Origin of the sequence: Pseudoalteromonas sp. SG43-5 (genome assembly GCF_014164345.1) — a bacterium.
Classification (GTDB): domain Bacteria; phylum Pseudomonadota; class Gammaproteobacteria; order Enterobacterales; family Alteromonadaceae; genus Pseudoalteromonas; species Pseudoalteromonas distincta.
The window spans coordinates 1-22723 of the sequence record NZ_JACJFA010000031.1 but is presented as its reverse complement, the minus strand read 5'-3'; the positions used below and the strand labels follow the sequence as shown (position 1 = coordinate 22723).

At 39.6% G+C, this 22723-nt stretch carries 22 protein-coding genes and 4 tRNA genes; 17 read left to right on the top strand and 9 right to left on the bottom strand.

Going from position 1 to position 22723, the window contains the following annotated elements; translation table 11 throughout:
* Positions 1-147: 147 nt before the first annotated feature.
* The gene (gene mtnK / locus H5161_RS19190; RefSeq protein ID WP_182682781.1) at positions 148-1365 is read right to left on the bottom strand and encodes an S-methyl-5-thioribose kinase; all 1218 of its coding nucleotides are present in this window, start codon (positions 1363-1365) and stop codon (positions 148-150) included.
* Positions 1366-1494: 129 nt separating this feature from the next.
* Between mtnK and mtnA the strand changes: the two genes are divergently transcribed.
* Positions 1495-2520: an S-methyl-5-thioribose-1-phosphate isomerase gene (gene mtnA / locus H5161_RS19185; protein WP_182769880.1), complete on the top strand. Its 1026-nt coding sequence runs from the start codon at positions 1495-1497 to the stop codon at positions 2518-2520.
* A 62-nt stretch (positions 2521-2582) separates the two neighbouring features.
* Here the strand turns inward: mtnA and H5161_RS19180 are convergent, their stop codons facing one another.
* Genes H5161_RS19180 through H5161_RS19170 form a run of 3 tightly spaced genes read right to left on the bottom strand, consistent with a single transcriptional unit; the run spans position 2583 to position 4434 of the window.
* Positions 2583-3125 (bottom strand): acireductone dioxygenase, encoded by a 543-nt coding sequence (locus tag H5161_RS19180; protein WP_182769879.1) that lies wholly within the window; start codon positions 3123-3125, stop codon positions 2583-2585.
* Positions 3122-3808: an acireductone synthase gene (mtnC, locus tag H5161_RS19175; protein ID WP_182734835.1), complete on the bottom strand. Its 687-nt coding sequence runs from the start codon at positions 3806-3808 to the stop codon at positions 3122-3124. Before mtnC ends, H5161_RS19180 begins: the two co-directional genes overlap by 4 nt.
* Complete coding sequence (locus H5161_RS19170) at positions 3805-4434, bottom strand: methylthioribulose 1-phosphate dehydratase (protein WP_004334937.1); 630 nt, start codon at positions 4432-4434, stop codon at positions 3805-3807. Before H5161_RS19170 ends, mtnC begins: the two co-directional genes overlap by 4 nt.
* Before the next feature lie 108 nt (positions 4435-4542).
* On the opposite strand from H5161_RS19170, the gene H5161_RS19165 reads away from it, so the two are divergent.
* The 4 genes from H5161_RS19165 to H5161_RS19150 all read left to right on the top strand — a co-directional run bounded on the left by H5161_RS19165 (position 4543) and on the right by H5161_RS19150 (position 8550).
* Positions 4543-5685: a methionine aminotransferase gene (locus tag H5161_RS19165; RefSeq protein ID WP_182769878.1), complete on the top strand. Its 1143-nt coding sequence runs from the start codon at positions 4543-4545 to the stop codon at positions 5683-5685.
* Positions 5673-6446, top strand: a complete 774-nt coding sequence (locus H5161_RS19160; RefSeq protein ID WP_154903836.1) for an amidohydrolase — start codon at positions 5673-5675, stop codon at positions 6444-6446. Before H5161_RS19165 ends, H5161_RS19160 begins: the two co-directional genes overlap by 13 nt.
* A gap of 75 nt (positions 6447-6521) precedes the next feature.
* The gene (locus H5161_RS19155) at positions 6522-7937 is read left to right on the top strand and encodes a mannose-1-phosphate guanylyltransferase/mannose-6-phosphate isomerase (RefSeq protein ID WP_182769877.1); all 1416 of its coding nucleotides are present in this window, start codon (positions 6522-6524) and stop codon (positions 7935-7937) included.
* On the top strand, positions 7915-8550 hold the full coding sequence (locus H5161_RS19150; protein ID WP_259397996.1) for a hypothetical protein: 636 nt from the start codon (positions 7915-7917) through the stop codon (positions 8548-8550). Before H5161_RS19155 ends, H5161_RS19150 begins: the two co-directional genes overlap by 23 nt.
* A 40-nt stretch (positions 8551-8590) precedes the next feature.
* Here the strand turns inward: H5161_RS19150 and H5161_RS19145 are convergent, their stop codons facing one another.
* The 3 genes from H5161_RS19145 to H5161_RS19135 all read right to left on the bottom strand — a co-directional run bounded on the left by H5161_RS19145 (position 8591) and on the right by H5161_RS19135 (position 12158).
* The gene (locus H5161_RS19145; RefSeq protein WP_154903838.1) at positions 8591-10747 is read right to left on the bottom strand and encodes a response regulator; all 2157 of its coding nucleotides are present in this window, start codon (positions 10745-10747) and stop codon (positions 8591-8593) included.
* Between the two features lie 166 nt (positions 10748-10913).
* Positions 10914-11570, bottom strand: a complete 657-nt coding sequence (locus H5161_RS19140; protein ID WP_004334929.1) for a response regulator transcription factor — start codon at positions 11568-11570, stop codon at positions 10914-10916.
* Positions 11571-11789: 219 nt separating this feature from the next.
* Positions 11790-12158, bottom strand: coding sequence for a histidine triad nucleotide-binding protein (locus H5161_RS19135; RefSeq protein ID WP_182737946.1), 369 nt, complete (start codon positions 12156-12158; stop codon positions 11790-11792).
* A gap of 92 nt (positions 12159-12250) precedes the next feature.
* Here H5161_RS19135 and H5161_RS19130 point away from each other — a divergent pair, with 92 nt between their 5' ends.
* Positions 12251-12850, top strand: a complete 600-nt coding sequence (locus H5161_RS19130) for a DUF2057 domain-containing protein (protein ID WP_004334921.1) — start codon at positions 12251-12253, stop codon at positions 12848-12850.
* Positions 12851-12908: 58 nt separating this feature from the next.
* On the opposite strand, the gene H5161_RS19125 is transcribed toward H5161_RS19130, so the two are convergent.
* Positions 12909-14750, bottom strand: a complete 1842-nt coding sequence (locus H5161_RS19125; RefSeq protein WP_182769876.1) for a M1 family metallopeptidase — start codon at positions 14748-14750, stop codon at positions 12909-12911.
* Positions 14751-14893: 143 nt separating this feature from the next.
* Between H5161_RS19125 and murB the strand changes: the two genes are divergently transcribed.
* The 8 genes from murB to tuf all read left to right on the top strand — a co-directional run bounded on the left by murB (position 14894) and on the right by tuf (position 19447).
* On the top strand, positions 14894-15901 hold the full coding sequence (gene murB / locus H5161_RS19120; RefSeq protein ID WP_182769875.1) for a UDP-N-acetylmuramate dehydrogenase: 1008 nt from the start codon (positions 14894-14896) through the stop codon (positions 15899-15901).
* Entirely contained in the window at positions 15901-16893 is a 993-nt protein-coding gene (gene birA / locus H5161_RS19115) for a bifunctional biotin--[acetyl-CoA-carboxylase] ligase/biotin operon repressor BirA (RefSeq protein ID WP_182769874.1), read from the top strand. Before murB ends, birA begins: the two co-directional genes overlap by 1 nt.
* Complete coding sequence (locus tag H5161_RS19110) at positions 16890-17600, top strand: type III pantothenate kinase (RefSeq protein ID WP_182696395.1); 711 nt, start codon at positions 16890-16892, stop codon at positions 17598-17600. Before birA ends, H5161_RS19110 begins: the two co-directional genes overlap by 4 nt.
* A 126-nt stretch (positions 17601-17726) precedes the next feature.
* Positions 17727-17802, top strand: a tRNA-Thr gene (locus tag H5161_RS19105).
* A gap of 40 nt (positions 17803-17842) precedes the next feature.
* A tRNA-Tyr gene (locus H5161_RS19100) sits at positions 17843-17927 on the top strand.
* Between the two features lie 44 nt (positions 17928-17971).
* Positions 17972-18046, top strand: a tRNA-Gly gene (locus H5161_RS19095).
* Positions 18047-18057: 11 nt separating this feature from the next.
* A tRNA-Thr gene (locus H5161_RS19090) sits at positions 18058-18133 on the top strand.
* Between the two features lie 129 nt (positions 18134-18262).
* Positions 18263-19447, top strand: a complete 1185-nt coding sequence (tuf, locus tag H5161_RS19085) for an elongation factor Tu (protein ID WP_024596766.1) — start codon at positions 18263-18265, stop codon at positions 19445-19447.
* A 207-nt stretch (positions 19448-19654) separates the two neighbouring features.
* Here tuf and H5161_RS19080 read toward each other — a convergent pair whose 3' ends face one another.
* A complete protein-coding gene (locus H5161_RS19080) occupies positions 19655-20515 on the bottom strand; it encodes a YicC/YloC family endoribonuclease (RefSeq protein ID WP_182769873.1) in 861 nt (286 codons plus the stop codon).
* Positions 20516-20694: 179 nt separating this feature from the next.
* Here H5161_RS19080 and rph point away from each other — a divergent pair, with 179 nt between their 5' ends.
* From rph to H5161_RS19065, 3 genes are read left to right on the top strand one after another with little or no spacing between them, the layout of a single operon-like run.
* Positions 20695-21408 (top strand): ribonuclease PH, encoded by a 714-nt coding sequence (rph, locus tag H5161_RS19075; protein WP_002958890.1) that lies wholly within the window; start codon positions 20695-20697, stop codon positions 21406-21408.
* Positions 21409-21426: 18 nt separating this feature from the next.
* Positions 21427-22071, top strand: coding sequence for an orotate phosphoribosyltransferase (gene pyrE / locus H5161_RS19070; protein ID WP_002958891.1), 645 nt, complete (start codon positions 21427-21429; stop codon positions 22069-22071).
* 56 nt (positions 22072-22127) lie between these two features.
* The gene (locus tag H5161_RS19065) at positions 22128-22508 is read left to right on the top strand and encodes a diacylglycerol kinase (protein ID WP_002958892.1); all 381 of its coding nucleotides are present in this window, start codon (positions 22128-22130) and stop codon (positions 22506-22508) included.
* Positions 22509-22723 lie beyond the last annotated feature (215 nt).

The following is a 22723-nucleotide window of genomic DNA, read 5'->3' as shown; positions in this document are numbered from 1 at the left end:
GAGTATGTTCGTTAATCATAATGTGCCCTCAAACAAGATTTGAAGATCTGATCATGACATTGAGATTTAGTTCAAAAAAATCCCCGCTAATTTCTTAGCAGGGATTTGTGTATAAGAGACAGCTTATAGCGCCTTTTTTAATGCTTGTTAGTTTAATTGGCTTATTAATAAACTAAAGAATGCTTCTTTGTTGTTGCATGTTTGTGCATTTAAAATAAGTTGCTCGCCTAGTGCTAATGTTTGTTTTTGCACTGTAAGGCGCGCATTGTCATCACTAATACTATCTATATCGCTTACGTGCGCAAGCCCAATAGTACGCCTAATTAACTCAGCACCACAGTAACCAACAGCATCTTGCAATACGTTTTTCATAAAGTATTGCGCATAGCCTACTGGCGCTAGTGATTCATCTGTTGTTTTAGTGCGTATTAATTCAAGCCATTGCTGCTCAAATAAACTATAGGTGTCTACGATACAGCTAAGTAAATGTGTTTGGTAATTACGACGTGCTACAAAGTCATCAATATGCCCTGCTTGTGCGCAGTAATTCAATAGCAAATTACCAATAAAAGAGCCAATATCGAACCCAATAGGCCCAAAAAAGCCAAACTCTGGGTCAATCATCTTTGTATTATTACAATCAACAAAAATGCTACCGCTGTGCATATCACCATGAAGTAATGTTTGCGGGTTAGATAAAAAATTAGCTTTTAGTTTTGCTATTTCTAACTTCAATGCGTTGTTTTTTTGTATTGCGTCAACTTCGTTTTGTAGTTGCTTTGGGTAGTTATTGCGTTCGTGCTCAATGTACGGATCGCTAAAAAATAAGTCTTCAGTGATTTGGCAAAGCTCAGGATTAGTAAATTGGCTAACGAGTGCTTTTTTAGTTTGCGCGGTTAAGTAAAAATCTGAATTATAAAAGCCGGTGTGGCTTAAGTAGGTCGCTACGTGCTGCGCTAATTTAGGGAATTGCTCTGCATTATTTTGTGCAGTACGCAATATTTGTAAATTACCTAAATCTTCTAAAATAGTCAGCGCTTGCATTTCACTATAATGTAAAACATTAGCAGTATAAGTAGGGCAAATAGCACCATGGTTAAGTAAAACTTGTGCTTCTATACGGGCTCTATCAAGCGTTAATGGCCACGACTCACCCACGCAACGCGCGTAAGGCAGAGCTTGCTTTAAAATAACACTATTGTTTTGCTCATCAGTAATTCTAAATACTAAATTAAGATTGCCATCACCAAACTCATATGCCGATAAGGTTTGTCCGGAATCAAAAAAATTACATTGTTTAGATTCAATTAATGTCGATACGTAATCGATAGCGCGCTGTGCATTAAAAGCAACATAGTTAGTCATGGTTTAAATCTCAAAAATCAGCTTTTAAGCATTCTATACTTTTAAATGTTTAGATGTCTACAAGTCTAACTTGAGAGTTATTCAAAGTGGTGTAAAATAACGTTACGCATTTTTAATACCTTAAGCATTATGCAAAACTTAATCGCAAGCAGTTTAAAATATGAAAACGGGTCGCTTAGTGTGCTCGACCAATATTTACTACCTCACCAGCAGGTATGGCATCAGTGCCATGATGTAGAAACCATGAAAGAGCTGATCATTAACTTAAAAGTGCGTGGAGCCCCACTTATTGGTTTAGGCGCGAGCTTGTTAGTGGCGTATTTAGCTGAGCAAGGGGTAGTGAAAAGTGAGCTTGAAAAAGCAATCAATGAACTAGAAGCCACTCGTCCAACGGCGGTTAATTTAATGCATTGTATGGCGGCATTGCGAAAAGCTTTAACGCAAAGCGATTATGTTGCCGGTATTGTTAGTACTGCTGAGCGGTTGTTTATTGAAGATATTGAGCTGTGTGAACGAATGGCAAATCGTGGTGCCGAGCTTATAAATAGTGGCGACAACATATTAACTCATTGTAATACAGGGGCGCTTGCAACCGCTGGTATTGGTACTGCACTAGGTGTTATTTACAAAGCGCAGCAAAAATATGGCAACGTACATGTGTGGGTTGATGAAACACGACCATTATTACAAGGCGGTCGCTTAACTGCCTTTGAGCTTGAGCGCTGGAAAATTCCGTACACATTAATTTGCGATAATATGGCGGCAAGTTTAATGGCTGCAGGTAAGGTGGATAAAATAGTAGTAGGGGCTGATCGTATTGCTGCCAATGGTGATTTTGCTAATAAAGTGGGCACCTATAATTTAGCCGTACTTGCGTATTTTCATAACATTCCATTTTATGTCGTTGCGCCTATTACCACGCTTGATACCAACACCGCTTGTGGTAATGATATAGAAATAGAGCAACGTAATCCTCAAGAAGTGCGCGGAGTTAGCGGTAGCTTTGGCGAGGCTTTATGGGCGCCCATCAATGCTAATGTATATAACCCTGCATTTGATATAACGCCGGCAAAACTGGTCACAGGGTGGGTGTTAGATACAGGTGTGTATAACCAAAGTCAGGTAGAAAATGGCGATCTCATAAAGCTTAAGTAGCTTCGCGATGTTTTGGTCCACGTTATGTTTATCAGTGTGGACCAAGGTTTTGAATGGCTAACTTACGATAATAGCGGAAATTGCTCTGCAATAGACGAGGCAGTGCTTTTTGCCACCCAGCCTTCTGTATTGTTAAATAAGCGAATGGCAGTAAACTCAGGGTCGCTTCCCATATCAAACCAATGCGGGGTAAGTTCAGGCACTGAAATTAAATCGCCTTGTTGGCAAAGTACCTGGTAAACCTTATTGCCTAAATGCAGGCAAAATAGCCCTTGGCCTTTTACAAAAAAACGCACTTCGTCTTCACTATGAGTATGTTCAAATAAAAACTTTTTGCGCAGCTCTGATGCGCCAAGATTACCTTTAGCTAGAGATATAACGTCTACTGTTTGATAGCCATTTTCGGCTTTTAACCGATCTATATCGCTTTTGTACGCACTAATAATTTGCTCATGGGTGGTGTGCTCATTAATATCTTCATTTGCTTGCCACTGTTCAAAACGTACGTTTACTTTAGCTAGTTGCTTTGCAATATCATCAGCATTTGATGTGCTTACAAGTGCTTTGCTTGCATCGTTGTCAGCATATATTGTTAATTGACTCATACTAATTGCTCCAATTTAAATTGGCTAAAGTCATTAATATAAGGGTATGCTTTAGTGCTTGCTTGCCCATCACGAATTAAATGTAGTGTTTTTAAGCCCGCAGCTTGCGCGGCATCAAGCTCGCCGGCTACATCACTTAAAAAGAGTATTTCTGCTGCTTTAAACGGTAACAGCTCCACAATGGTGTTATAGGCCATTTGCTCTTGTTTTGCGCCAACTTTGGTGTCAAAAAAGTCAGTAAACAAGCTGCGAATGTCACCATAATCACTGTATTTAAAAAGTAGCTGCTGCGCTTTTACTGACCCTGACGAGTACACATATAAAGCTATATCGTTGTTGTACTGAGCTTGTAAAAAATCAAATGCATCTGGGTATAAATGACCCTTAAAATCACCGTGTTCATACCCTGTTTGCCAAATTAAGCCTTGTAACTGTTTAAGTGGAGTGATTTTTTTATCTCCATCAATCCAGGTAAGTAAAGTGCTAATGACCTCTTCAATATCGGCGTTTGGCTTTTCGATAAGGGCTTTTACGGCACTAATTTGCTCAGCTACATCTGGCTTATTAGCATTGGCACGTACAAAGGTAGGTAACTGTTTTGCTGCGTAAGGAAACAACACCTCTTTAACAAACGAGATACGGGTTATTGTGCCTTCGATGTCGGTTAAAATGGCTTTAATCATTTAGTTACTCCCGCTTGAATACCTATTATTTTTAGGCGCTCTAGTTCGCAGCTAAATAAAAACTCTAAGGCTTCTAGGTGGCGACGAACTTCATCAATATTACGTCCTACTGCATATAAGCCATGGCCACGTATCAGTACGCCGTGCTCTATAGGTGTATGTAAATGATGGTCACTAACCAGCAGGCTTAATCGGTCAATATCTTGATCGTTATCGAAAATAGGAATGCTCAGCGTTTCTAAATGCGAAGTAAAGCCGCTCAGTGCTTTTTGCATTTCATAGCCTGTTAAATCAAGCTGATGCCCTTGGGTAATTTGCGATAGTACGGTAGCGGCTACAGAGTGAGTATGCAAAACACACTGCGCATCAGGTATAAGTTGATACAAACTTAGATGTAATTGTGTTTCTGCCGATGGTTTTACAGCTCCTGCTAGGCGCTCGCCTTGGTGATCTAATTGCAAAAAATGCTCTTGCGTCAGTGAGCCTTTATCGTGCCCACTTGCTGTAACAACAAAGCCAGTGCTAGTACGAGCTGAAAAGTTTCCGCCTGTTGCGGGTACCCAGCCTTTTTGGCTAACCCATTTTCCGGCTTCAATAAGTTGTGAAATAGCGGTATTGTTTTGCATACATTCCTCACTAATGAGCGTAAAGTTAATTGTTTTTAGACGGCTATACTTCTGTTTTAAGCAATGATAGCATCGCTTTAAGCGCAAAACCATCATTAAGGGCATCACGTGTTTGAAAGTAAATTACCAAATTTAGGCGTTAGTATATTTAGCCAAATGAGCGGGTTGGCTAATGAGTTTTCGGCAATTAATCTCTCTCAAGGTTTTCCTGAGTTTGATGCTCCTGATCTTTTAAAAACGCAGTTAAATTATTATGTGCAGCAGGGCGTTAATCAATATTCACCTTCAAGTGGTGTACCAAGGTTACAGCAACAAATTGCTGATTTAGCAAAGCGCAGATATGCAGCTGATATAAACGCAGCTGATCAAGTGACTGTTACCTCGGGTGCAACAGAGGCATTGTTTGTGGCCATTCAAACAATTGTACGCCCCAGTGATGAAGTGATTGTATTTGACCCTGCATATGACTCTTACCAACCGGCAATTGAACTCGCTGGTGGAAAGTCGGTACACATTGCTTTAAGTGCGCCAAACTACACCATTGATTGGCAAGTAGTAAGCCAAGCAATTACTAAAAATACCCGCGCAATTATTATAAATACACCTCATAACCCAAGCGGTAAAATATTACAGCCACATGATATAAAAGCGCTTAAAGAGTTAGTTGGTACTCACAATTTGTATGTAATAAGCGATGAGGTATATGAGCACATTACGTTTGATGAACAACCGCATTTAAGCGTATTACGCGATGATGAATTATTTGCCAAAAGCTTTGTTGTATCGAGTTTTGGTAAAACGTTTCACAGCACGGGCTGGAAAATGGGTTACTGTATTGCACCTGCCGATTTAGCTGTCGAATTTAGAAAAATTCATCAGTACGTTACGTTTTCAAGTTTTACCCCCGCACAGCATGCGCTTGCCGATATGCTCGAGCAGCAAGGTGAGCATATAGATGAGCTAAGCGGGTTTTATCAGCAAAAACGCGACTTATTAGCGAGTCATTTAAGTAACAGCCGTTTTAAAATTTTACCTAGCCAAGGCACTTACTTTTTATTGTTAGATTACAGCGATGTATCGGATTTAAACGATGTTGAATTTTGCCATTGGTTAGTTGAGCAAGCAGGTGTTGCGGCTATTCCGTTAAGTGTTTTTTATCAAAATCCACCAACCGACAAAGTAATTCGTTTATGCTTTGCTAAAAACGACAACACTCTCATAGAGGCTGCGCAAATATTATGTCAACTTTAACCATTACAGCATTGCAAAGCTCGCTTTATTGGCTTGATAAAGATGCTAATTTAGCCATGTTTAATAAGCAGCTTGAAGCAATTACGCATCAGCCCGATCTTATTTTACTGCCCGAAACATTCTCGACTGGCTTTGCCATTAATTTAGATTGTGCAGAGCCTGAAAACGGTAAAGTACTGACGTGGTTAAAGGCGCAGGCTCATAAACATGATGCGGTTATTGCGGGTTCGGTACTTGTTGCACAAGGCGATAAAAAAGCGAATCGGTTTTATTGGGTAAAACCCGATGGTGAGGTGAGTTATTACGATAAGCGCCATTTATTTCGCTTAGGCAGCGAGGGCGATTATGTTGTAGCAGGGCAAGCGCGCAAAGTTTTTGAAATCAATGGTTTTAAACTATTACCGCAAGTATGCTATGACCTGCGCTTTCCGGTATTTCAACGTAATAATAACGACTACGATGTAATGATAAACGTAGCAAATTGGCCTGCTGTACGCCGCCATATTTGGGATACGTTACTTATGGCGCGTGCAATGGAAAACCTGTGTTACGTAGTAGGTGTTAATCGTGTGGGTGACGACGGTAATGGTGTGGCGCACAATGGCGGTACGGCAGTATACGACTTCAAAGGCGATGCGTTAACTAAAGCGCAAGATAACACTGAGCAACTAGTTACTATCACGCTTGAAAAAGCGCCACTGGATGAGTTTAAAGCAGCGTTTCCTGCCTATTTAGATGCAGACTCTTTTACATTAATATAAACACGTTAATTTAGCGCAGAGCCAATAAAGTGTTAAAATAGTCGCTGATATTTTTGTTGGCGGCTAATGTACATTATGAACACTTTAATCACTCCTGTAATTTTAGCAGGTGGCATAGGCTCTCGCTTGTGGCCGCTTTCTCGCCAAGCAATGCCTAAACAATTTTTACCACTACTAAATGAAAACATGTCATTGCTACAAAGTACGTTGGCGCGTGTTTCTAATGAGTTGTTTGATAATGCTATTTTAGTGTGTAACGAGCAGCACCGATTTATTGCCGCCGAGCAGGCTGAAAGCTCAATTCCTACTGCATTATTACTCGAACCTAAAGGTAAAAATACCGCGCCTGCCATCGCATTAGCCGCCCACTATGCGCTGCAAAATGGGATTACCGGCCCGCTATTAGTGATGCCTGCCGATCATCATATTAAAAACTTTGATGTATTAACGGCTAAGCTCCCTGAAGCTGTAAAACTTGCTGAGCAAGGAAAGCTAGTGACATTTTCTATTACTCCTACAGAGCCTCATACTGGCTATGGTTATATAAAACAAGGCGCGGCTATTGTTGGAACGGGTTGTTACGATGTTGCACAATTTAAAGAAAAGCCTGACGTAGATACAGCGAACCGCTATTTAGCTCAAGGTGGTTATAGCTGGAATAGCGGCATGTTTTTATTTACCCCTGCAGCCTATTTAAAAGAGCTCGAACGGTTTGCGCCAAAAATAGCAACGAGTGTCGCTGCAGCGGCGCAATTTACTAAAGATTTAGGGTTTACCCGCCCAAGCAACAGTGCGCTTGAACACTGCCCAAGCGATTCAATTGATTACGCCATTTTAGAGCGCAGTAATAACGTAGTTGTTATGCCTGTTGATTTAAAATGGAGTGATGTAGGTAGTTTTTCATCCCTTGATGCGCTTACAAAAAAAGATGAAAACGGTAATAGCTTAAATGCTAATTATATGGCTCAAAAAAGCACTAATAACTTAGTTATTAACGAGGCTGAACACACTATTGCTACGCTTGGAGTTAGCAATTTAGCAATTATTCATACTCATGATGCCACGTTAATTGCAAACCAAAATGAGCTAGATTCTCTGCCTTTGTTGCTTAAGCAAATTGCTACCACACAGGCTGATAAACTTAACCATCATCAAGTGGTTTTTCGCCCATGGGGGAATTACCGTACTTTGGTTGAAGGCACTGGCTTTAAAGTTAAAAAAATTACTGTTAATAGCGGTGCTAAGCTTTCGACGCAGCGCCATCAGCATCGCGCTGAACATTGGGTGGTGGTTTCGGGTATTGCAAATGTATGTATTGATGAGCAAGCGTATACGCTAACGCATGACCAATCGTGTTATATCGCGGCTAAGCAAATTCATAGCTTGGCTAATAATCAAAAAGAGCCGTTAATTGTTATTGAAGTGCAAACCGGTGCTGTACTTGATGAAAGCGATATAGAGCGATTTGATGATAAATATGGAAGGGGTTAAAAATAAAATTCATGCCAAAAAGGACGTTTCAATATTAATGAGTAAAGTCATTTATAAAATCACACCTGACGTGAATCATTATCGAGTCATATTTCCTGATGATGAAACTTTATGTGAATCTGAGTTATGGAAACCTAATACTTCTACAAAAGAGTCTACACTGATAAATTTTAGTGCCCATTATAATAATGAAAAAGAGACGCCGATAGGTGATATGACAGCAATAAATTTACAGGGTCTTGCTATAAGGGATCATGTAGCAAATGAATTGGCAGAGATTTTTGAAGATTCGGGAGAGTTACTGCCTTTCCATGTCGGTGATGATAATTGGTACTTTTATAATGTCACTCGAAAAATAGAGGGTATATTAAATGTTGAGATGAGTACTTTTATGCTGCCAAGTTTAAATATCGGATTACAAAAAGCGGTGTTCAAAAAAGAAAAACTACCAAAGCATAGCTGCATATTTAAAATGCCAGAAGACCGATTTGAAGGCACTTACGTTTTTGACTCTCGTGTAAATGATAAAGATATTACTTTAAACCTATTTTGTGCCTTGCAAGCCCATGGCTTTACTGGGCTTAGCTTTGAAGAGGTTGCGAGGTTTGATTAACCTAAAGTAAAATTTAAAAAACTTAAACGCTTTTTTAATTTCACTCTAACTGTCCTCGCACAAACTTTAAATATTGCTCTAAGCTGCGTTGCCACAGATCTAGCGCTTCATCAAGCATATCGTTATGTGGCTTTTTATCGAGTAAACGGCGTTCTATTTTTTTAAGCTCAATACCATAGCGATTAAAACCAAGTTGCAGAGCGGTACTTGCTTGGCGATGTAAAAGCTTAATGCATTGCTCTGGTTGTTGGTCAATAAGCTTTTGACAGCGAGTTAGCTTGTTGCGGGCTGAAAGCACAAATTCATTATAAATTGAAGACACTTCATCTTCACTAAATGAGCTGGTGAGTGTTTCGGCCGCTGTTTTGTCATACAAGGTATCAATAAGCTCTACTGCAATGCTCGCAGTTTGATTAGATTGAGAGTCACTAAGTGCTTGGCGAAGCTTTTCATGCTTAATAGGCTTGCCTACAATGTCTTTTATTCCTAATTCTAAATACTCTTTTACTTCGTCAGGGCTAAGGCTTGCAGTAAATGCGAGTACTGGCGTTCGTTGATTTTTATGATCAATGCGTTTTAGACGTTTAAGTACTTCTTGGCCTGTTAAATCAGGTAGGTTCATATCAAGCAAAACAACATCGAAGTGGTGAGCTTGCATGAGCTCTATGGCACTTTTCCCATCTTTTGCGAGCTTAATTTTGTGTTCATCGTCGGCCATAAATTCTATAGCAATTTTTTGATTTAAATCTAAATCTTCAACCAGTAATACATCAAGACCTGTTAAGTAATCTTTAGTTTGATGGCGCTGCTCTACAAGGCTTAATTCACCTAAAGTAAAAGTAACGGTAAAGCTAAATACACTACCAGTACCAAGCTGGCTGGCTATTTCGAGTCGGCTACTGAGCTTTTCAAGCAGGCGGCTAGTAATAGCTAAACCAAGGCCGGTTCCGCCTTTTTCTTTTCCTGCGCTACTTTGTACATAAGGTTCTGTTAAGTAGGCTATCTCGTCATTTTCTATACCTGGTCCTGAATCTTTGACACTAATTTTTATCGTGTGCTCAAGTTGTTTTTCTAATACTAAATCAACCTGAATTTTAACGGTTCCGTGATCTGTAAATTTAATAGCGTTACCGACTAAATTAATAATTATTTGTCTAAGTTTTTGTTGGTCGCAGTAATAACAGGCTTGCTCAGGAATATTATAGATAAGCTCAAATTTTAGCTGCTTTTGCTCGGCCATTGGGCTTAGTAATAAACATAAATTATTAAGCCATGTTTTAAATTCTACATCTTCTTCGTAAAGCGCTTCGTCACTCTGATCTAGGCTCGCGTAATCAAGGACCTTATCTACCAACAAGTTAAGTGATTCGGCAGAATTTATAATTGCCTCGCAATAGGCTTTATTGCGGGTATCACTTGTTTGGTTCATAACAAGTTGGGCACTGCCTAAAATACCGTTTAGTGGGGTGCGAATTTCGTGGCTTATTGTTGATAAAAAGAGCCCGCGAATTTCTAAATCTTTTTGTGCTTTATCGGCGAGTTTATTGAGGTGCTGCTCTCTGCGCTCATTACATAATAACGCCATACCTGCAGCATAAAACATGGGTGCAATTACGCCATTTAAAAATAGCAAAGAGCTAAACCAGCCGTTTACTAAAAGATTTTTTTGTTCAATGTTATCCATAAATAACGAGCGGCCAATAAAGCTCAAAGCAACAAGCGTTAAAATGGTTATGTATACAATGCTGCCATTAGGGTAGGGTTTGCGCGCGTACTTAATAAATATAAAGAGTAAAAAGCCGGCTTCTGCTATGTGCTGTATATCGGATGCAATCACTCTTTCGTGTAAAGATGGGTCAAAAAAGGTGTAATAGCCAAGCATTACAGTGCAAAAAGCAGTTACTGAGCAAAGTAATTTAAAACCAATACCGTGATAATTTAAAAACTGACTGAGCGATAAACAATGCACTATTGATGCGGCAAACATCATGCTACTAGCAGCGCTAATAATCACTAAATTATGTGTATCACCAACAAGCGTAAAACCAATAACAGAGCCTAATAGCAATATGGGATAGAAAATGCATAGCAGCGTGCCCGATATTTGTTTGTTTGTTCGCCATGTTAAAAAGTTAAGTAAGGTCATTACAACCATGATGGCGATGCTGGCAAAATAAAGAGTGAAAGAGTCGAGCATTAATATTCCAGCAAAGTAGTTTTAAACTAAGATTATCAAAAGTATACACTTATACCAATTATCAAAACAGATTACTTAGGCAATCAAATTGGTATTAAATAAGTGTGTAACACATACAAAAACAGACACCTAAGTGTCTGTTTTTAATTTTAAACTAAATATATGATTAACGAATTTCATCAGGGATATTTTGTTGTGCCCAAGATAGGAGCTCAATACGGTTACGACATTTAGTTTTTCTAAATGCGCTATATAAATGTGTTTTAACTGTGTGTGGACTGATACTTAAATCTTCAGCGATTTCTTTATTCTTCGAACCTTTACTCATTAGTGAGATTATTGCTTTTTCTCGCTTAGTAAGTTTAACAGGCTCAATATCCCCTTCGGTTAGTTTATGCAGCGCATCTTTATTAAATTGCAGCATACGATTTAATGCATTACACATAATATCGCGACGGTACCAAAGCTGATCTTCAAGTAGTAAACGAATACCTTTCATTAATACATCGGCGTTATCTGTTGTGTAAAATACGCCACGAATACCGCTCAACAATGCACGATTAGCAAGCTCAGGGTTCTCGTCTAGATTAAATAATATGATATCGCATTTAATACGTAGGTTTACTAGTTGTTCTTTTAGTTTTCCCCATGCATCCTTGCTAGATGTTTCGATAAACAAAAGTCGAGTCCCTTCAGGTATATCTAAAATATTAGTACCCGTGGTTACGTCAAGGCCTTGCGTTTTTAACAAAGGTTCTAAAACGTTAATACCAATAGTGTTAATTGGCTCTTGATCTAATAACAAAAAGGCTGAACTGCTCATGTTTTTATACTCTTTTATAAAGCTGACTGTTTAAGTTTATCACGACTTCCGCACCTTTTGTATTAGAAAGTCGCTGAAGCACTCAATAACAAATACGATTTTACGATCATTTAAACATAAAATGTTGCAAATAAGTAACTGTTTATTCTTTATAACCATGAAAAATCATAACATTTGTAACTAATTGGTTGAGCAGAATAGTTAGATAAAAATTTTTAATTAATTTACTTTTTTTACATTTTGGTAAGGTGGCCATCCCATTTCTTTACCGCCAAGCATATGTAAATGTATGTGATAAACGGTTTGTCCACCATGTTCATTACAGTTCATGACCACGCGGTATCCGTCCTCAGCAAAATTGTGCTGCTTAGCTAATTTTGCCGCAACAACGTATAAATTGCCTACTAAATGTGAGTTTTCAGGATTTATATCATTTATAGTAGCAATTGCTTTTTTGGGGATAATTAACACATGAAATGGCGCTTGTGGGTTTATATCTTTAAATGCGAGGGTGTCTTCATCTTCGTAGACAATGTCGGCCGGAATTTCACGATTAATTATTTTGGTAAAAATAGTCTCTTGGTTCATAGTGTGTTCCTAATTTAGTGTTATGAATTTTAAGCTCACTAATGACAAACTTTCAAAGCAGTGTCAAACTGAAATCAAATAAAGGAGTTAATATGCTTAAACCAATTTTAATAAGTAGTGCAGTTGCATTACTACTTAGTTTTTCGGCTAATGCTGAAAATATTCACTTTCCAGAAGAAATTGTACCACTACAAGTGGGCGATAAAATGCTAGAAAGCTCTTTGTTTAGCCGTATTGATGATGTAGAGCTTGCGCCAGGAACTTACCAGCTTAGGCTAAAATATACTGATTTATATGAAGATGATTATGACACGCATGAAGTTGTAGAGTCGGAACCATTTTGGGTAAGTGTAACTGTTGAAGCAGGTAAAGATTATACCTTAGTGTTTAATCGTGCTGAAAATGCAGTATCTGCAAAAGTATTTGCAGAAGCACCACAAGTTAGTTTAAAAGCAAAAAGTAGCGCTGTTGCTAAGCCTTTAAGTGTTATTTCTAACACGCAGCTAGCAAGCAATAAACCGGTAATGCAAAATACAATGCCTGCAGGACCTTCTCGTCCTAGTCAGCCAATAAAGCCGATAGCACCCATTACAGGTAAAGGCATGCCAAGTGCGCCGCAAATGCTTGATTTTTGGTGGCAACAAGCCACAACTGCAGAGCGTAAAGCTTTTTTAGAAAAAGTGACAAAGTAGAAAAATAGCAAAACAAAAGGGCCAAATTTGGCCCTTTTTAGTTTCTAGTTAACGCTATTTATTCAAATAATGCGTCAATAGTACCTTGTGCAAGAGGGTGATAACCCGGGCGTGCTTTTAAGTACACGCTTTGTGCCCACTCTTTTTTACCGTTAGTGATAAGGGATTTATATAATGGGACAATTAATTTACGACGGCCAATGCCTGATAAGTGCTTATCAAGTGCAGGGTAAATTGGTTGATAACCATTTCCTACTGCTAGCATAAACCAAGCAAATGCACGTTCAGCATTAGTTGACTGTGTTAGGTTAAATTCTGAGTCAAGCTCTACCATGTGATCTTGGCTTAAATCACGTGGTAAGTTATTTAAAAAGTGTAGCCACTCATGCACAGACCAATCAGCTGTTGGCAGTTGAGCTGCAGTTGTGTCGCCTTTTAGCCATGCTGCTGTTGCAGTATCTACTTTATCAAATGCATCAGAAGTAGGGTTTGGCGCATCACTTGGTAATCCAGGTTCAAAAATCCATTCGTTTACTTTATCCATGCTTACAACACCAGGATACTTTTCAATTAAGTTAGCTTTTAAGTAAGTAACAAATTGCGCGGTAGTAAGTGATTTAAACGAAAACTCTTTAAAGTACGCTTTTACAAACGGGTCAAACTTATCGCGACCATATTTGTTTTCTAGGTAAATTAAAAATAATTGACCTTTAGTGTAAGGCACTGAGCTGAATGCATCGTCTGGGTCGCGGCCGTTAAGTTTTAAATTAAGGCGTGTATCTGGTGCATCAATTGTTTTAAGTTGTGCGCGTAAAGACGCTGAATCAAGTGCTTGTTCCATAACCGCACGGTCACGGCCAAATACTTCTTCCATAATGCGGTTTTCAACGTACGAGGTAAAACCTTCGTTTAACCATAAATCTTCCCACGTTGCGTTAGTTACTAAGTTACCTGACCAAGAATGAGCAAGCTCATGAGCAATAAGGTTAACTAAGCTTTTATCACCGGCAACAACCGTTGGAGTAATAAATGATAAGCGTGGGTTTTCCATGCCACCAAACGGAAAACTTGGTGGTAGCATTAATAAGTCGTAGCGACCCCATGCATATTCGCCGTACATCGCGTTTGTTTTATCGATCATGGCTTGGGTGTCGTCAAATTCAGCAACTGAGGCATCTAAAATTGTCGGTTCAGCAAATATGCCTGTTTGATGCGACATTGCTTTAAATTCTAAGTTACCTGCGCCAATAGCAATTAGGTAAGGTGAAATTGCTTGTGGCATATCAAAAATGTAGTCGCCATCTTTATAAAGCGCATCTTTGTTGTCGGCACTCATTACAGCACGTATATCTTTTGGTGTATGAATTCGTGCAGAGTAAGTTACACGCATTGCGGGTGTATCTTGCACTGGGATCCAACTACGTGCATGAATTGCTTGCGATTGGCTGTACATAAATGGATGCGTTTTACTTGCCGTTTGCTCTGGTGTTAACCATTGCAGGCCTGAAGCTTCTGGACGACTGTTGTAGTAAATACGAACTACTTCAGCTTGGTTTTTAAACACAATTGTAAGCTTTGAACCTTTAACGTCGTCTCGCTTAGCTAAATCAAAAGTCGCTTTTTTCCAGTTGCCGCTTTGATCTTTGTACATTACTTTATCAATGTCTAAGTCGCGGGTATCAAGTACGAGAGTTCTACTTTTGCTGTTGTTCCACTGAAGAGTATGCTCTACAAAACCTTCTAACTGCTTGTCGGCAAAATCGACATCTAAATCAAGGTTTAAGTGAGTAGTAACAACATCATCAAGGTTAGCATACGAGTTTTGGTCAATCGCATTAGCCATTGCTTGCGAACACATACCCGCCATAGCGAGGCTTAAAAAAAGAGGTTTAATTTTCATCATTACTCTGAACACAAATAAAAAAGTGCTGGTTTTATATCACGATTGACACGGCGGGTTGAGTGATTTTTACAATCTAGTGCCACATTTGCGACGATGAGGTAAACTATTGCGATTAGTTACCGGTATTTTTAGAGAGCTTTGTGGCGCATTCATTACACTCCTTACATACATTCGCATTAAACAGCCAATGCCAAAATTTTGTTGAAATTACTCAGCTTGAGCAACTTAAAACGCAAAATTTTAGTGCACCGTTTTGTTTGCTGGGCGAGGGCAGTAATACCGTATTTTTAAATGACTACATAGGTACGGTTATAAAAATAGCTTTAAAAGGTATTAAAATTACTGAGCGCGAGAGCGACACACTAATAAGTATTGCCGCAGGCGAAAACTGGCATCAACTAGTTAGCTATTTATTAGAGAAAAATATACCCGGGCTTGAAAATTTAGCACTTATACCGGGCACTGTTGGCGCATCGCCGGTACAAAACATTGGTGCTTATGGCGTTGAGATAGCTAAATTTGTTGAGTTGGTAGAGTACTTTGATATAACCACTAACACTATGCATTCATTAAATAACGAGCAATGTGAATTTGCTTACAGAGACTCAATATTTAAACATGCCCTTAAAAATAAAGCGGTGATCACGCAAGTACACTTAGCGCTCCCAAAAAAATGGCAACCAGCATTAAGTTATGGCCCTTTGCAGCAGCTCTCAAGCATCACCCCGCAAGCTGTATTCGATCAGGTTATAAAAACGCGTGATAGCAAATTACCTAACCCATATACACTTGCCAATGCGGGCAGCTTTTTTAAAAACCCTATAATAACCAATCAGCAGTTAGCTGAACTATTAAAGCAATTTGCCGATTTACCTCATTACGAATATGGGCAAAGTCATCACAAGGTCGCGGCAGGTTGGTTAATCGATCAAAGTGGTTTAAAAGGGCACCGCGAGGCTGGTATAGAAGTGCATCAACAACAAGCTCTAGTACTTGTTAATCACGGAAATAGTGAAGGCAGCGACCTAATAAAAATGATTGAACACATTCAGCAAGTTGTTTATACGCGTTACAACATTATGTTAGAGCACGAAGTACGTTTAATGGATGCACGCAGCGAATGCCATATTAACGCGGAGCCTAAGTAATGAAAGCACCTGATGGAAACAAACTCGCTATTTTAAATGCACTCAACCAAGGAGGGTTTGTATCTGGTCAAGCCTTGGGTGAAAAGCTAGGTATTAGCCGAGCTGCGGTAAGTAAACATATTAAAACGTTACAAGAAATGGGCTTGGATATTTTTAAAGTGACTGGCAAAGGCTATTGTTTGAATAGTCAGGTGGGCCTTTTAAATAAAACGCAAATTGACCAGCACTACAAAGCGCTAGGTGCAAATACTGCCGATGTAGAAGTACACCCTATTATTGATTCGACTAACAGCGAGCTTATGCGCCGTATACAGGCCAAAACAGCGCTTGAGTCTGGCACTGTTATTGTTGCTGAAATGCAGCAAGCAGGACGTGGTAGACGCGGCCGTGTTTGGCAATCCCCATTTGGCGCTAATCTGTATTACAGTTACTTTTGGCGTTTAGATGACGGCTTACAAGCTGCAATGGGCGTATCAATTGCGGTAGGCCTAGCTGTTTATGATGCTATTAAAGCGTTATACCAAGTTGAGGTAGAACTTAAGTGGCCTAACGATATTTATATAGATAAGCAAAAACTTGCAGGTGTATTGGTTGAATTAGATGGACAACCGCAAGGTCCTTGTCAGCTTGTGATTGGTATCGGTATTAATTTACAAATGCCTGAGAGCTTTAGTCAGCATATAGACCAAGCGTGGACCGACTTAAATCAACATACTCAAAAGCTTGATAAAAACCAACTTGTGGCTTCTCTTACTCACCATTTAGAGCAGCGTTTAGCGCAGTATCGTCAAACGGGTTTGCAAGCTATGTATGAGCAATGGAATTCGCTCAATGCGTTTGCTGGTGAATATGTTGAACTAAACACAGGGCACCGAAGTTGGCGTGGAATATGTGAAGGTATTGACCCACAAGGTGGAATACGAATTCGCCAAGACGGGGAAGTAAAAAGTTATTACGGTGGGGAAGTCTCCCTTAGAAAGGCGCAATTATGAGATTATTGATCGACGTAGGAAATACATCATTAAAAGCTGTGTTGTGGCATAACGAGCAAACACAACCGGCAGATATAAATAACCTGCCTTGGTTACAAATAACCGAAGTGATTTATGCATGTGTAGGGCGCAGTGATTTACTAAACGATATTCTCGCACAAGCGGCTAGCAATAATATTATTTGTTTTGAAGCCAAGGTAACCAAAACGCTTGGAGATCTTGTATGCGCTTACGAGCATGTAGCTAACTTAGGCATAGACAGGTGGCTTGCGCTTATTGCTGGATTTACGTTATATCCAAACACAGCATGCATTGTTGTTGATGCGGGTACTGCGACAACAATTGATGTGCTTAGTAGTGAAGGGTTGCATTTAGGTGGCTGGATTTTACCTGGGCTTGATTTAATGACCTCATCACTTACACAAAATACTCAACGTGTTTTTGATGATGGTAAAACTCCATTTACCAATGAACTGGGTAAAAATACGCCTAATGGTTTAAAAAATGGTGCTTTAGTGGCAACCATTGGAGCAATTGAGCAAGCTAAGTTGCACTTAACGGATAAAAAAACAGAGCAAAAAGTACAAATAATTTTTGCTGGTGGCTATGGCTTGCTTTTACAACAGCAATTTGAGGGAAGTATTTTTGATTCATTACTCGTAATGAAGGGGTTAAATTACTGGCACCAGCTAAGCAAAACAACATAAAAAAGTGCAAAAAACGTGTTTTCGCGTGAATATTGAGCATTTAAACTAAAAATTTACACTTTTTTTAATTTTATAGTTGCATCCCAATAAACCTTACTCTAATATCTCGCCCCGTACTAAAGCAGTGCCGACTTAGCTCAGCTGGTAGAGCAACTGACTTGTAATCAGTAGGTCAACCGTTCGACTCGGTTAGTCGGCACCACTTTCCTTTTACCGGAAGTGAATTAGTAGAGAATTATCGTGGAGGGGTTCCCGAGCGGCCAAAGGGATCAGACTGTAAATCTGACGGCTCAGCCTTCGCTGGTTCGAATCCAGCTCCCTCCACCACTTTATTCTTGACGGTTAGAGGTAGTTTAAGAACAGATTTTTATGCGGGCATCGTATAATGGCTATTACCTCAGCCTTCCAAGCTGATGATGCGGGTTCGATTCCCGCTGCCCGCTCCAGTTCTTGTGTTGCTGATATAGCTCAGTTGGTAGAGCGCACCCTTGGTAAGGGTGAGGTCGGCAGTTCGACTCTGCCTATCAGCACCAGTCCTAAGAATCTCCTTGATTACTTCCTTTATCTGTCAGAAAATACTATTTGAAAAAGATTAACTTAATCTACCTTTGGTGGATTATTTTCATATGTAATTTAGATACACAAAACTGATAGGTTCCGTCATGGCAAAAGAAAAGTTTGAACGCGTAAAACCGCACGTAAACGTTGGTACAATCGGCCACGTTGACCACGGTAAAACTACACTAACTGCAGCAATCACTAACGTACTTGCAAAAGTATACGGCGGTGTTGCTAAAGATTTCGCATCAATCGATAACGCTCCAGAAGAGCGCGAACGTGGTATCACTATTTCAACGTCTCACGTTGAATACGATACACCTACACGTCACTACGCACACGTAGATTGTCCTGGTCACGCCGATTATGTTAAAAACATGATCACTGGTGCTGCTCAAATGGACGGCGCGATCTTAGTAGTTGCTGCGACAGATGGCCCTATGCCACAAACGCGTGAGCACATCCTTCTTTCTCGTCAGGTTGGCGTTCCTTACATCATCGTATTCATGAACAAATGTGACATGGTTGATGACGAAGAGCTACTTGAACTAGTAGAAATGGAAGTTCGTGAACTTCTTTCTGAATACGATTTCCCAGGTGATGACTTACCTCTAATCGCTGGTTCTGCGCTTAAAGCGTTAGAAGGCGAGAAAGAGTGGGAAGATAAGATTGTTGAGCTTGCAAACGCACTTGATTCTTACATCCCAGAGCCAGAGCGTGACATCGATAAGCCATTCATCATGCCTATCGAAGACGTTTTCTCAATCCAGGGTCGTGGTACTGTTGTAACTGGTCGTGTTGAAGCTGGTATCATCCGCATCAATGACGAAGTAGAAATTGTTGGTATCAATGATACAACTCGTTCTACTTGTACTGGTGTTGAAATGTTCCGTAAGCTTCTTGACGAAGGTCGTGCTGGCGAAAACATCGGCGCACTTCTACGTGGTACTAAGCGTGAAGACGTTGAACGTGGTCAAGTACTAGCTAAGCCTGGTTCAATCAACCCACATACTACATTCACTTCAGAAGTATACGTACTTTCTAAAGATGAAGGTGGTCGTCATACTCCATTCTTCAAAGGTTACCGTCCACAGTTCTACTTCCGTACAACTGACGTAACTGGTGACGTACAGTTACCAGAAGGCGTAGAAATGGTAATGCCTGGTGATAACATCAAGATGACAGTAACTCTAATCGCACCAATCGCGATGGATGAAGGTCTTCGTTTTGCTATCCGTGAAGGTGGTCGTACTGTAGGTGCTGGTGTTGTAGCAACTATCGTAGCGTAATTATTAGCCTAGCTAATTATTACCAAAAAGCCCGAGCTTAGTCTCGGGCTTTTTAATGTCTAAAATAAAGTACGATTTAAGATGCCGCTTTAATCTTAGGTGAAGATACTTGGTAACAATACTCAAAGTATTATTAGTGGTATTACAAAAAACCCGAGCTAAGCTCGGGTTTTGATAAGTTATGAATGTGCCATACTTAGCTGAAAACTATTCAATATTTTGAATCTGTTCTCTCATTTGTTCAATTAGTACTTTTAGCTCTACGGCTGCAGTAGTGATGTCACTATTGATAGACTTAGACGCTAGCGTGTTAGCTTCACGATTAAATTCTTGCATCATAAAATCTAAGCGGCGGCCACATGCACCTCCTTTTTTAAGGATTTTTTTAGTTTCTTTAACGTGAGACTTTAAGCGATCTAATTCTTCAGCCACATCTTGTTTTTGCGCAAGGTAAATTAGTTCTTGTTCAAGGCGTGACTCGTCAATGTTTGCTGTTAAGTCTTCTAGCTTTTGAGCAAGTTTTTCACGCTGCCATTTAGCAATCTCAGGCATATGCGTTTCTACAATTTCTACTTGCTCTAGAATTGCATCAAGGCGTATTGCTATCATTTCTTCAAGGTTTGCACCTTCATCGCCACGTGCAGATTTAAAATCTTCGATTACTTGATCAAGACCAGCTATTAATGCTGTATTAACGCTATCCATATCAAGCTCCTGTGCTTCCATAACGCCAGGCCAACGTAATATATCAACAGGGTTAATATCGCCATTACTTTGTTGTTGAACCCATTTAGCGCTATTTATTAGTTGTTCAGCAAGTGCTTGGTTAATTGATAGCTCGCCAACGTGGGCAGGATTTGCCACAAACTTTAAAAAGACCTCAACTTTACCGCGTTGTAAGTGTTTGCGTAAACGCTCACGAATAACTGGCTCCATGCCACGAAATTGCTCTGGTGCGCGTATAAATGTTTCAAGGTAACGCTGGTTTACTGAGCGAACTTCCCAAGTGCCAGTACCCCAATCGCCTTTTATTTCGCGACGCGCATAAGCTGTCATACTGTGGATCATGGATATTTTCCTAAATTTATAAATACAATATTATGATGATTATACCGTAACACTGCTTAAGCTCTAGGGAAAATTTAATACACTGAATATTTTGCATACAGCTATTTATTTAAATCAACATGGTATCTATACCCACATACACTTATAATGTCGCAAATTCTGAATTAAGGGGATCGTCAATGCGTCCAAGCGAAAGAACACCTAACCAAATTAGACCTGTTACATTTACACGTAATTATACTTTGCATGCTGAAGGCTCAGTACTTGTTGAGTTTGGTAACACCAAAGTACTTTGTACAGCTACTGTTGAATCGGGCGTTCCTCGTTTCATGAAAGGTCAGGGTAAAGGTTGGATCAATGCTGAATACGGTATGTTACCGCGAGCAACGCATACGCGTAATGCTCGAGAAGCTGCACGTGGTAAGCAGGGCGGTCGTACTATGGAAATTCAGCGCTTAATTGCACGTGCACTTCGTGCTGCTGTTGACTTAAAAGCACTTGGTGAAAACACAATTACCATTGACTGTGACGTTATTCAAGCTGACGGCGGTACACGTACTGCTTCTATAAGTGGTGCATGTGTTGCACTTGTTGATGCACTAACACATATGCGTGCAAAAGGTATGATTAATTCAAACCCACTTAAACATATGATTGCAGCTATTTCAGTTGGTATTTACAAAGGCCAAGCAATTAGCGATTTAGAATACATTGAAGATTCAGCAGCAGAGACTGATATGAACGTAATTTTAACCGAAACAGGTAAAATTATTGAAATTCAAGGTACAGCTGAAGGCGAACCTTTCTCGTTTGATGAGCTAGATGAGTTACTTACTTTAGCTAAACATTCTATTCGCGAAATTATTGACGTACAAAAGCAAGCATTAGCATAAATAGGTAGGCTACAAGATATGAAAGATTATCAAAAAGAGTTTATAGAATTTGCTCTAGAGAAGCAGGTGTTAAAATTTGGTGAGTTTACATTAAAGTCTGGACGCACAAGTCCTTACTTTTTTAATGCTGGTTTGTTTAATACTGGTCGAGACTTAGCGCGTTTAGGTCGCTTTTATGCATCGGCACTCGAAGATTCTGCTATAGAGTACGATGTATTATTTGGTCCTGCGTACAAAGGTATTCCAATAGCGACAACAACAGCGGTTGCCTTAGCGGATCATCATGATAAAGATGTACCTTACTGTTTTAATCGTAAAGAGAAAAAAGCACACGGTGAAGGCGGTACATTAGTAGGCTCAGAACTCAATGGCAAAATTATGCTAGTTGACGATGTAATTACTGCAGGTACTGCGATTCGTGAGTCGATGGAAATCATTGCACAAAATGGTGCTGACCTTAGTGGTGTTTTAATTGCGTTAGATCGCCAAGAAAAGGGTAAAGCTGAATTATCAGCTATTCAAGAAGTTGAGCGTGACTTTAATACCAAAGTGATTTCAATTGTAAAATTAGCTGATCTTATCAGTTACCTTGAAAGCCAAGGCACAATGGATGAGCATTTAGCCTCAGTTAAAGCTTACCGTGATCAATACGGCGTAGCATAAATAAAAAGCCTCGCAGTGCGGGGCTTTATTTTGACCTTCATTCATAGAGTTTATTAATGAAAGATGTATTAAAACCAAATGGCTTAGGCCTCAAGCGTGTTTTCAAAGCAACCTATTGCTCTTACCTTGGCTTTAAAGCAGCATTTAAAGAAGAAGCAGCATTTAGGCAAGAGCTACTATTAAGCCTTATATTATTTCCTATTTCATTTTGGCTTGCTTCATCACTATTACACTGGGCAATACTAATTAGCTCACTGCTTATTATATTAATAGTTGAATTACTAAACTCCGCCATTGAAGCATTAACAGATCGAGTAAGTACAGAGTTACATGTATTGTCAGGTAGGGCCAAAGATATGGGATCTGCAGCCGTAACACTTTCATTAACGATCGTATTGATCATCTGGGGTGTAAGCCTCTATATGAAGATCGTTTAACTCTACTTCTAATATAAAATAGGTTTGAACCCCGTTAGTTGTTAATAATTTGATGGTTATGTTGTATTTTTAACGTGTTTAGCTCAAATTCTCAGCGAACAGCACATTATTTCAAGTTTTCTTCAAAAAAGGGTTGATCTGTTTTCGGATCTCCCTATAATGCGACCCCACTGAGACGGGAAACAGCAACGCATAGCGAGGCACGAACAACTCAG

Excerpts from the sequence above, each read along its gene's own strand:
- mtnA (WP_182769880.1), top strand. The coding sequence starts at position 1,495 with ATGCAAAACTTAATCGCAAGCAGTTTAAAATATGAAAACGGGTCGCTT.
- H5161_RS19170 (WP_004334937.1), bottom strand. The coding sequence starts at position 4,434 with ATGCAAAACAATACCGCTATTTCACAACTTATTGAAGCCGGAAAATGG.
- tuf (WP_024596766.1), top strand. The coding sequence starts at position 18,263 with ATGGCAAAAGAAAAGTTTGAACGCGTAAAACCGCACGTAAACGTTGGT.
- H5161_RS19110 (WP_182696395.1), top strand. The coding sequence starts at position 16,890 with ATGAGATTATTGATCGACGTAGGAAATACATCATTAAAAGCTGTGTTG.
- H5161_RS19180 (WP_182769879.1), bottom strand. The coding sequence starts at position 3,125 with ATGAGTCAATTAACAATATATGCTGACAACGATGCAAGCAAAGCACTT.
- H5161_RS19065 (WP_002958892.1), top strand. The coding sequence starts at position 22,128 with ATGAAAGATGTATTAAAACCAAATGGCTTAGGCCTCAAGCGTGTTTTC.
- H5161_RS19160 (WP_154903836.1), top strand. The coding sequence starts at position 5,673 with ATGTCAACTTTAACCATTACAGCATTGCAAAGCTCGCTTTATTGGCTT.
- mtnK (WP_182682781.1), bottom strand. The coding sequence starts at position 1,365 with ATGACTAACTATGTTGCTTTTAATGCACAGCGCGCTATCGATTACGTA.
- mtnC (WP_182734835.1), bottom strand. The coding sequence starts at position 3,808 with ATGATTAAAGCCATTTTAACCGACATCGAAGGCACAATAACCCGTATC.
- rph (WP_002958890.1), top strand. The coding sequence starts at position 20,695 with ATGCGTCCAAGCGAAAGAACACCTAACCAAATTAGACCTGTTACATTT.
- H5161_RS19135 (WP_182737946.1), bottom strand. The coding sequence starts at position 12,158 with ATGAACCAAGAGACTATTTTTACCAAAATAATTAATCGTGAAATTCCG.
- H5161_RS19140 (WP_004334929.1), bottom strand. The coding sequence starts at position 11,570 with ATGAGCAGTTCAGCCTTTTTGTTATTAGATCAAGAGCCAATTAACACT.
- H5161_RS19150 (WP_259397996.1), top strand. The coding sequence starts at position 7,915 with ATGATAAATATGGAAGGGGTTAAAAATAAAATTCATGCCAAAAAGGAC.
- birA (WP_182769874.1), top strand. The coding sequence starts at position 15,901 with ATGAAAGCACCTGATGGAAACAAACTCGCTATTTTAAATGCACTCAAC.
- H5161_RS19125 (WP_182769876.1), bottom strand. The coding sequence starts at position 14,750 with ATGAAAATTAAACCTCTTTTTTTAAGCCTCGCTATGGCGGGTATGTGT.
- pyrE (WP_002958891.1), top strand. The coding sequence starts at position 21,427 with ATGAAAGATTATCAAAAAGAGTTTATAGAATTTGCTCTAGAGAAGCAG.
- H5161_RS19130 (WP_004334921.1), top strand. The coding sequence starts at position 12,251 with ATGCTTAAACCAATTTTAATAAGTAGTGCAGTTGCATTACTACTTAGT.
- H5161_RS19145 (WP_154903838.1), bottom strand. The coding sequence starts at position 10,747 with ATGCTCGACTCTTTCACTCTTTATTTTGCCAGCATCGCCATCATGGTT.
- H5161_RS19155 (WP_182769877.1), top strand. The coding sequence starts at position 6,522 with ATGAACACTTTAATCACTCCTGTAATTTTAGCAGGTGGCATAGGCTCT.
- H5161_RS19080 (WP_182769873.1), bottom strand. The coding sequence starts at position 20,515 with ATGATCCACAGTATGACAGCTTATGCGCGTCGCGAAATAAAAGGCGAT.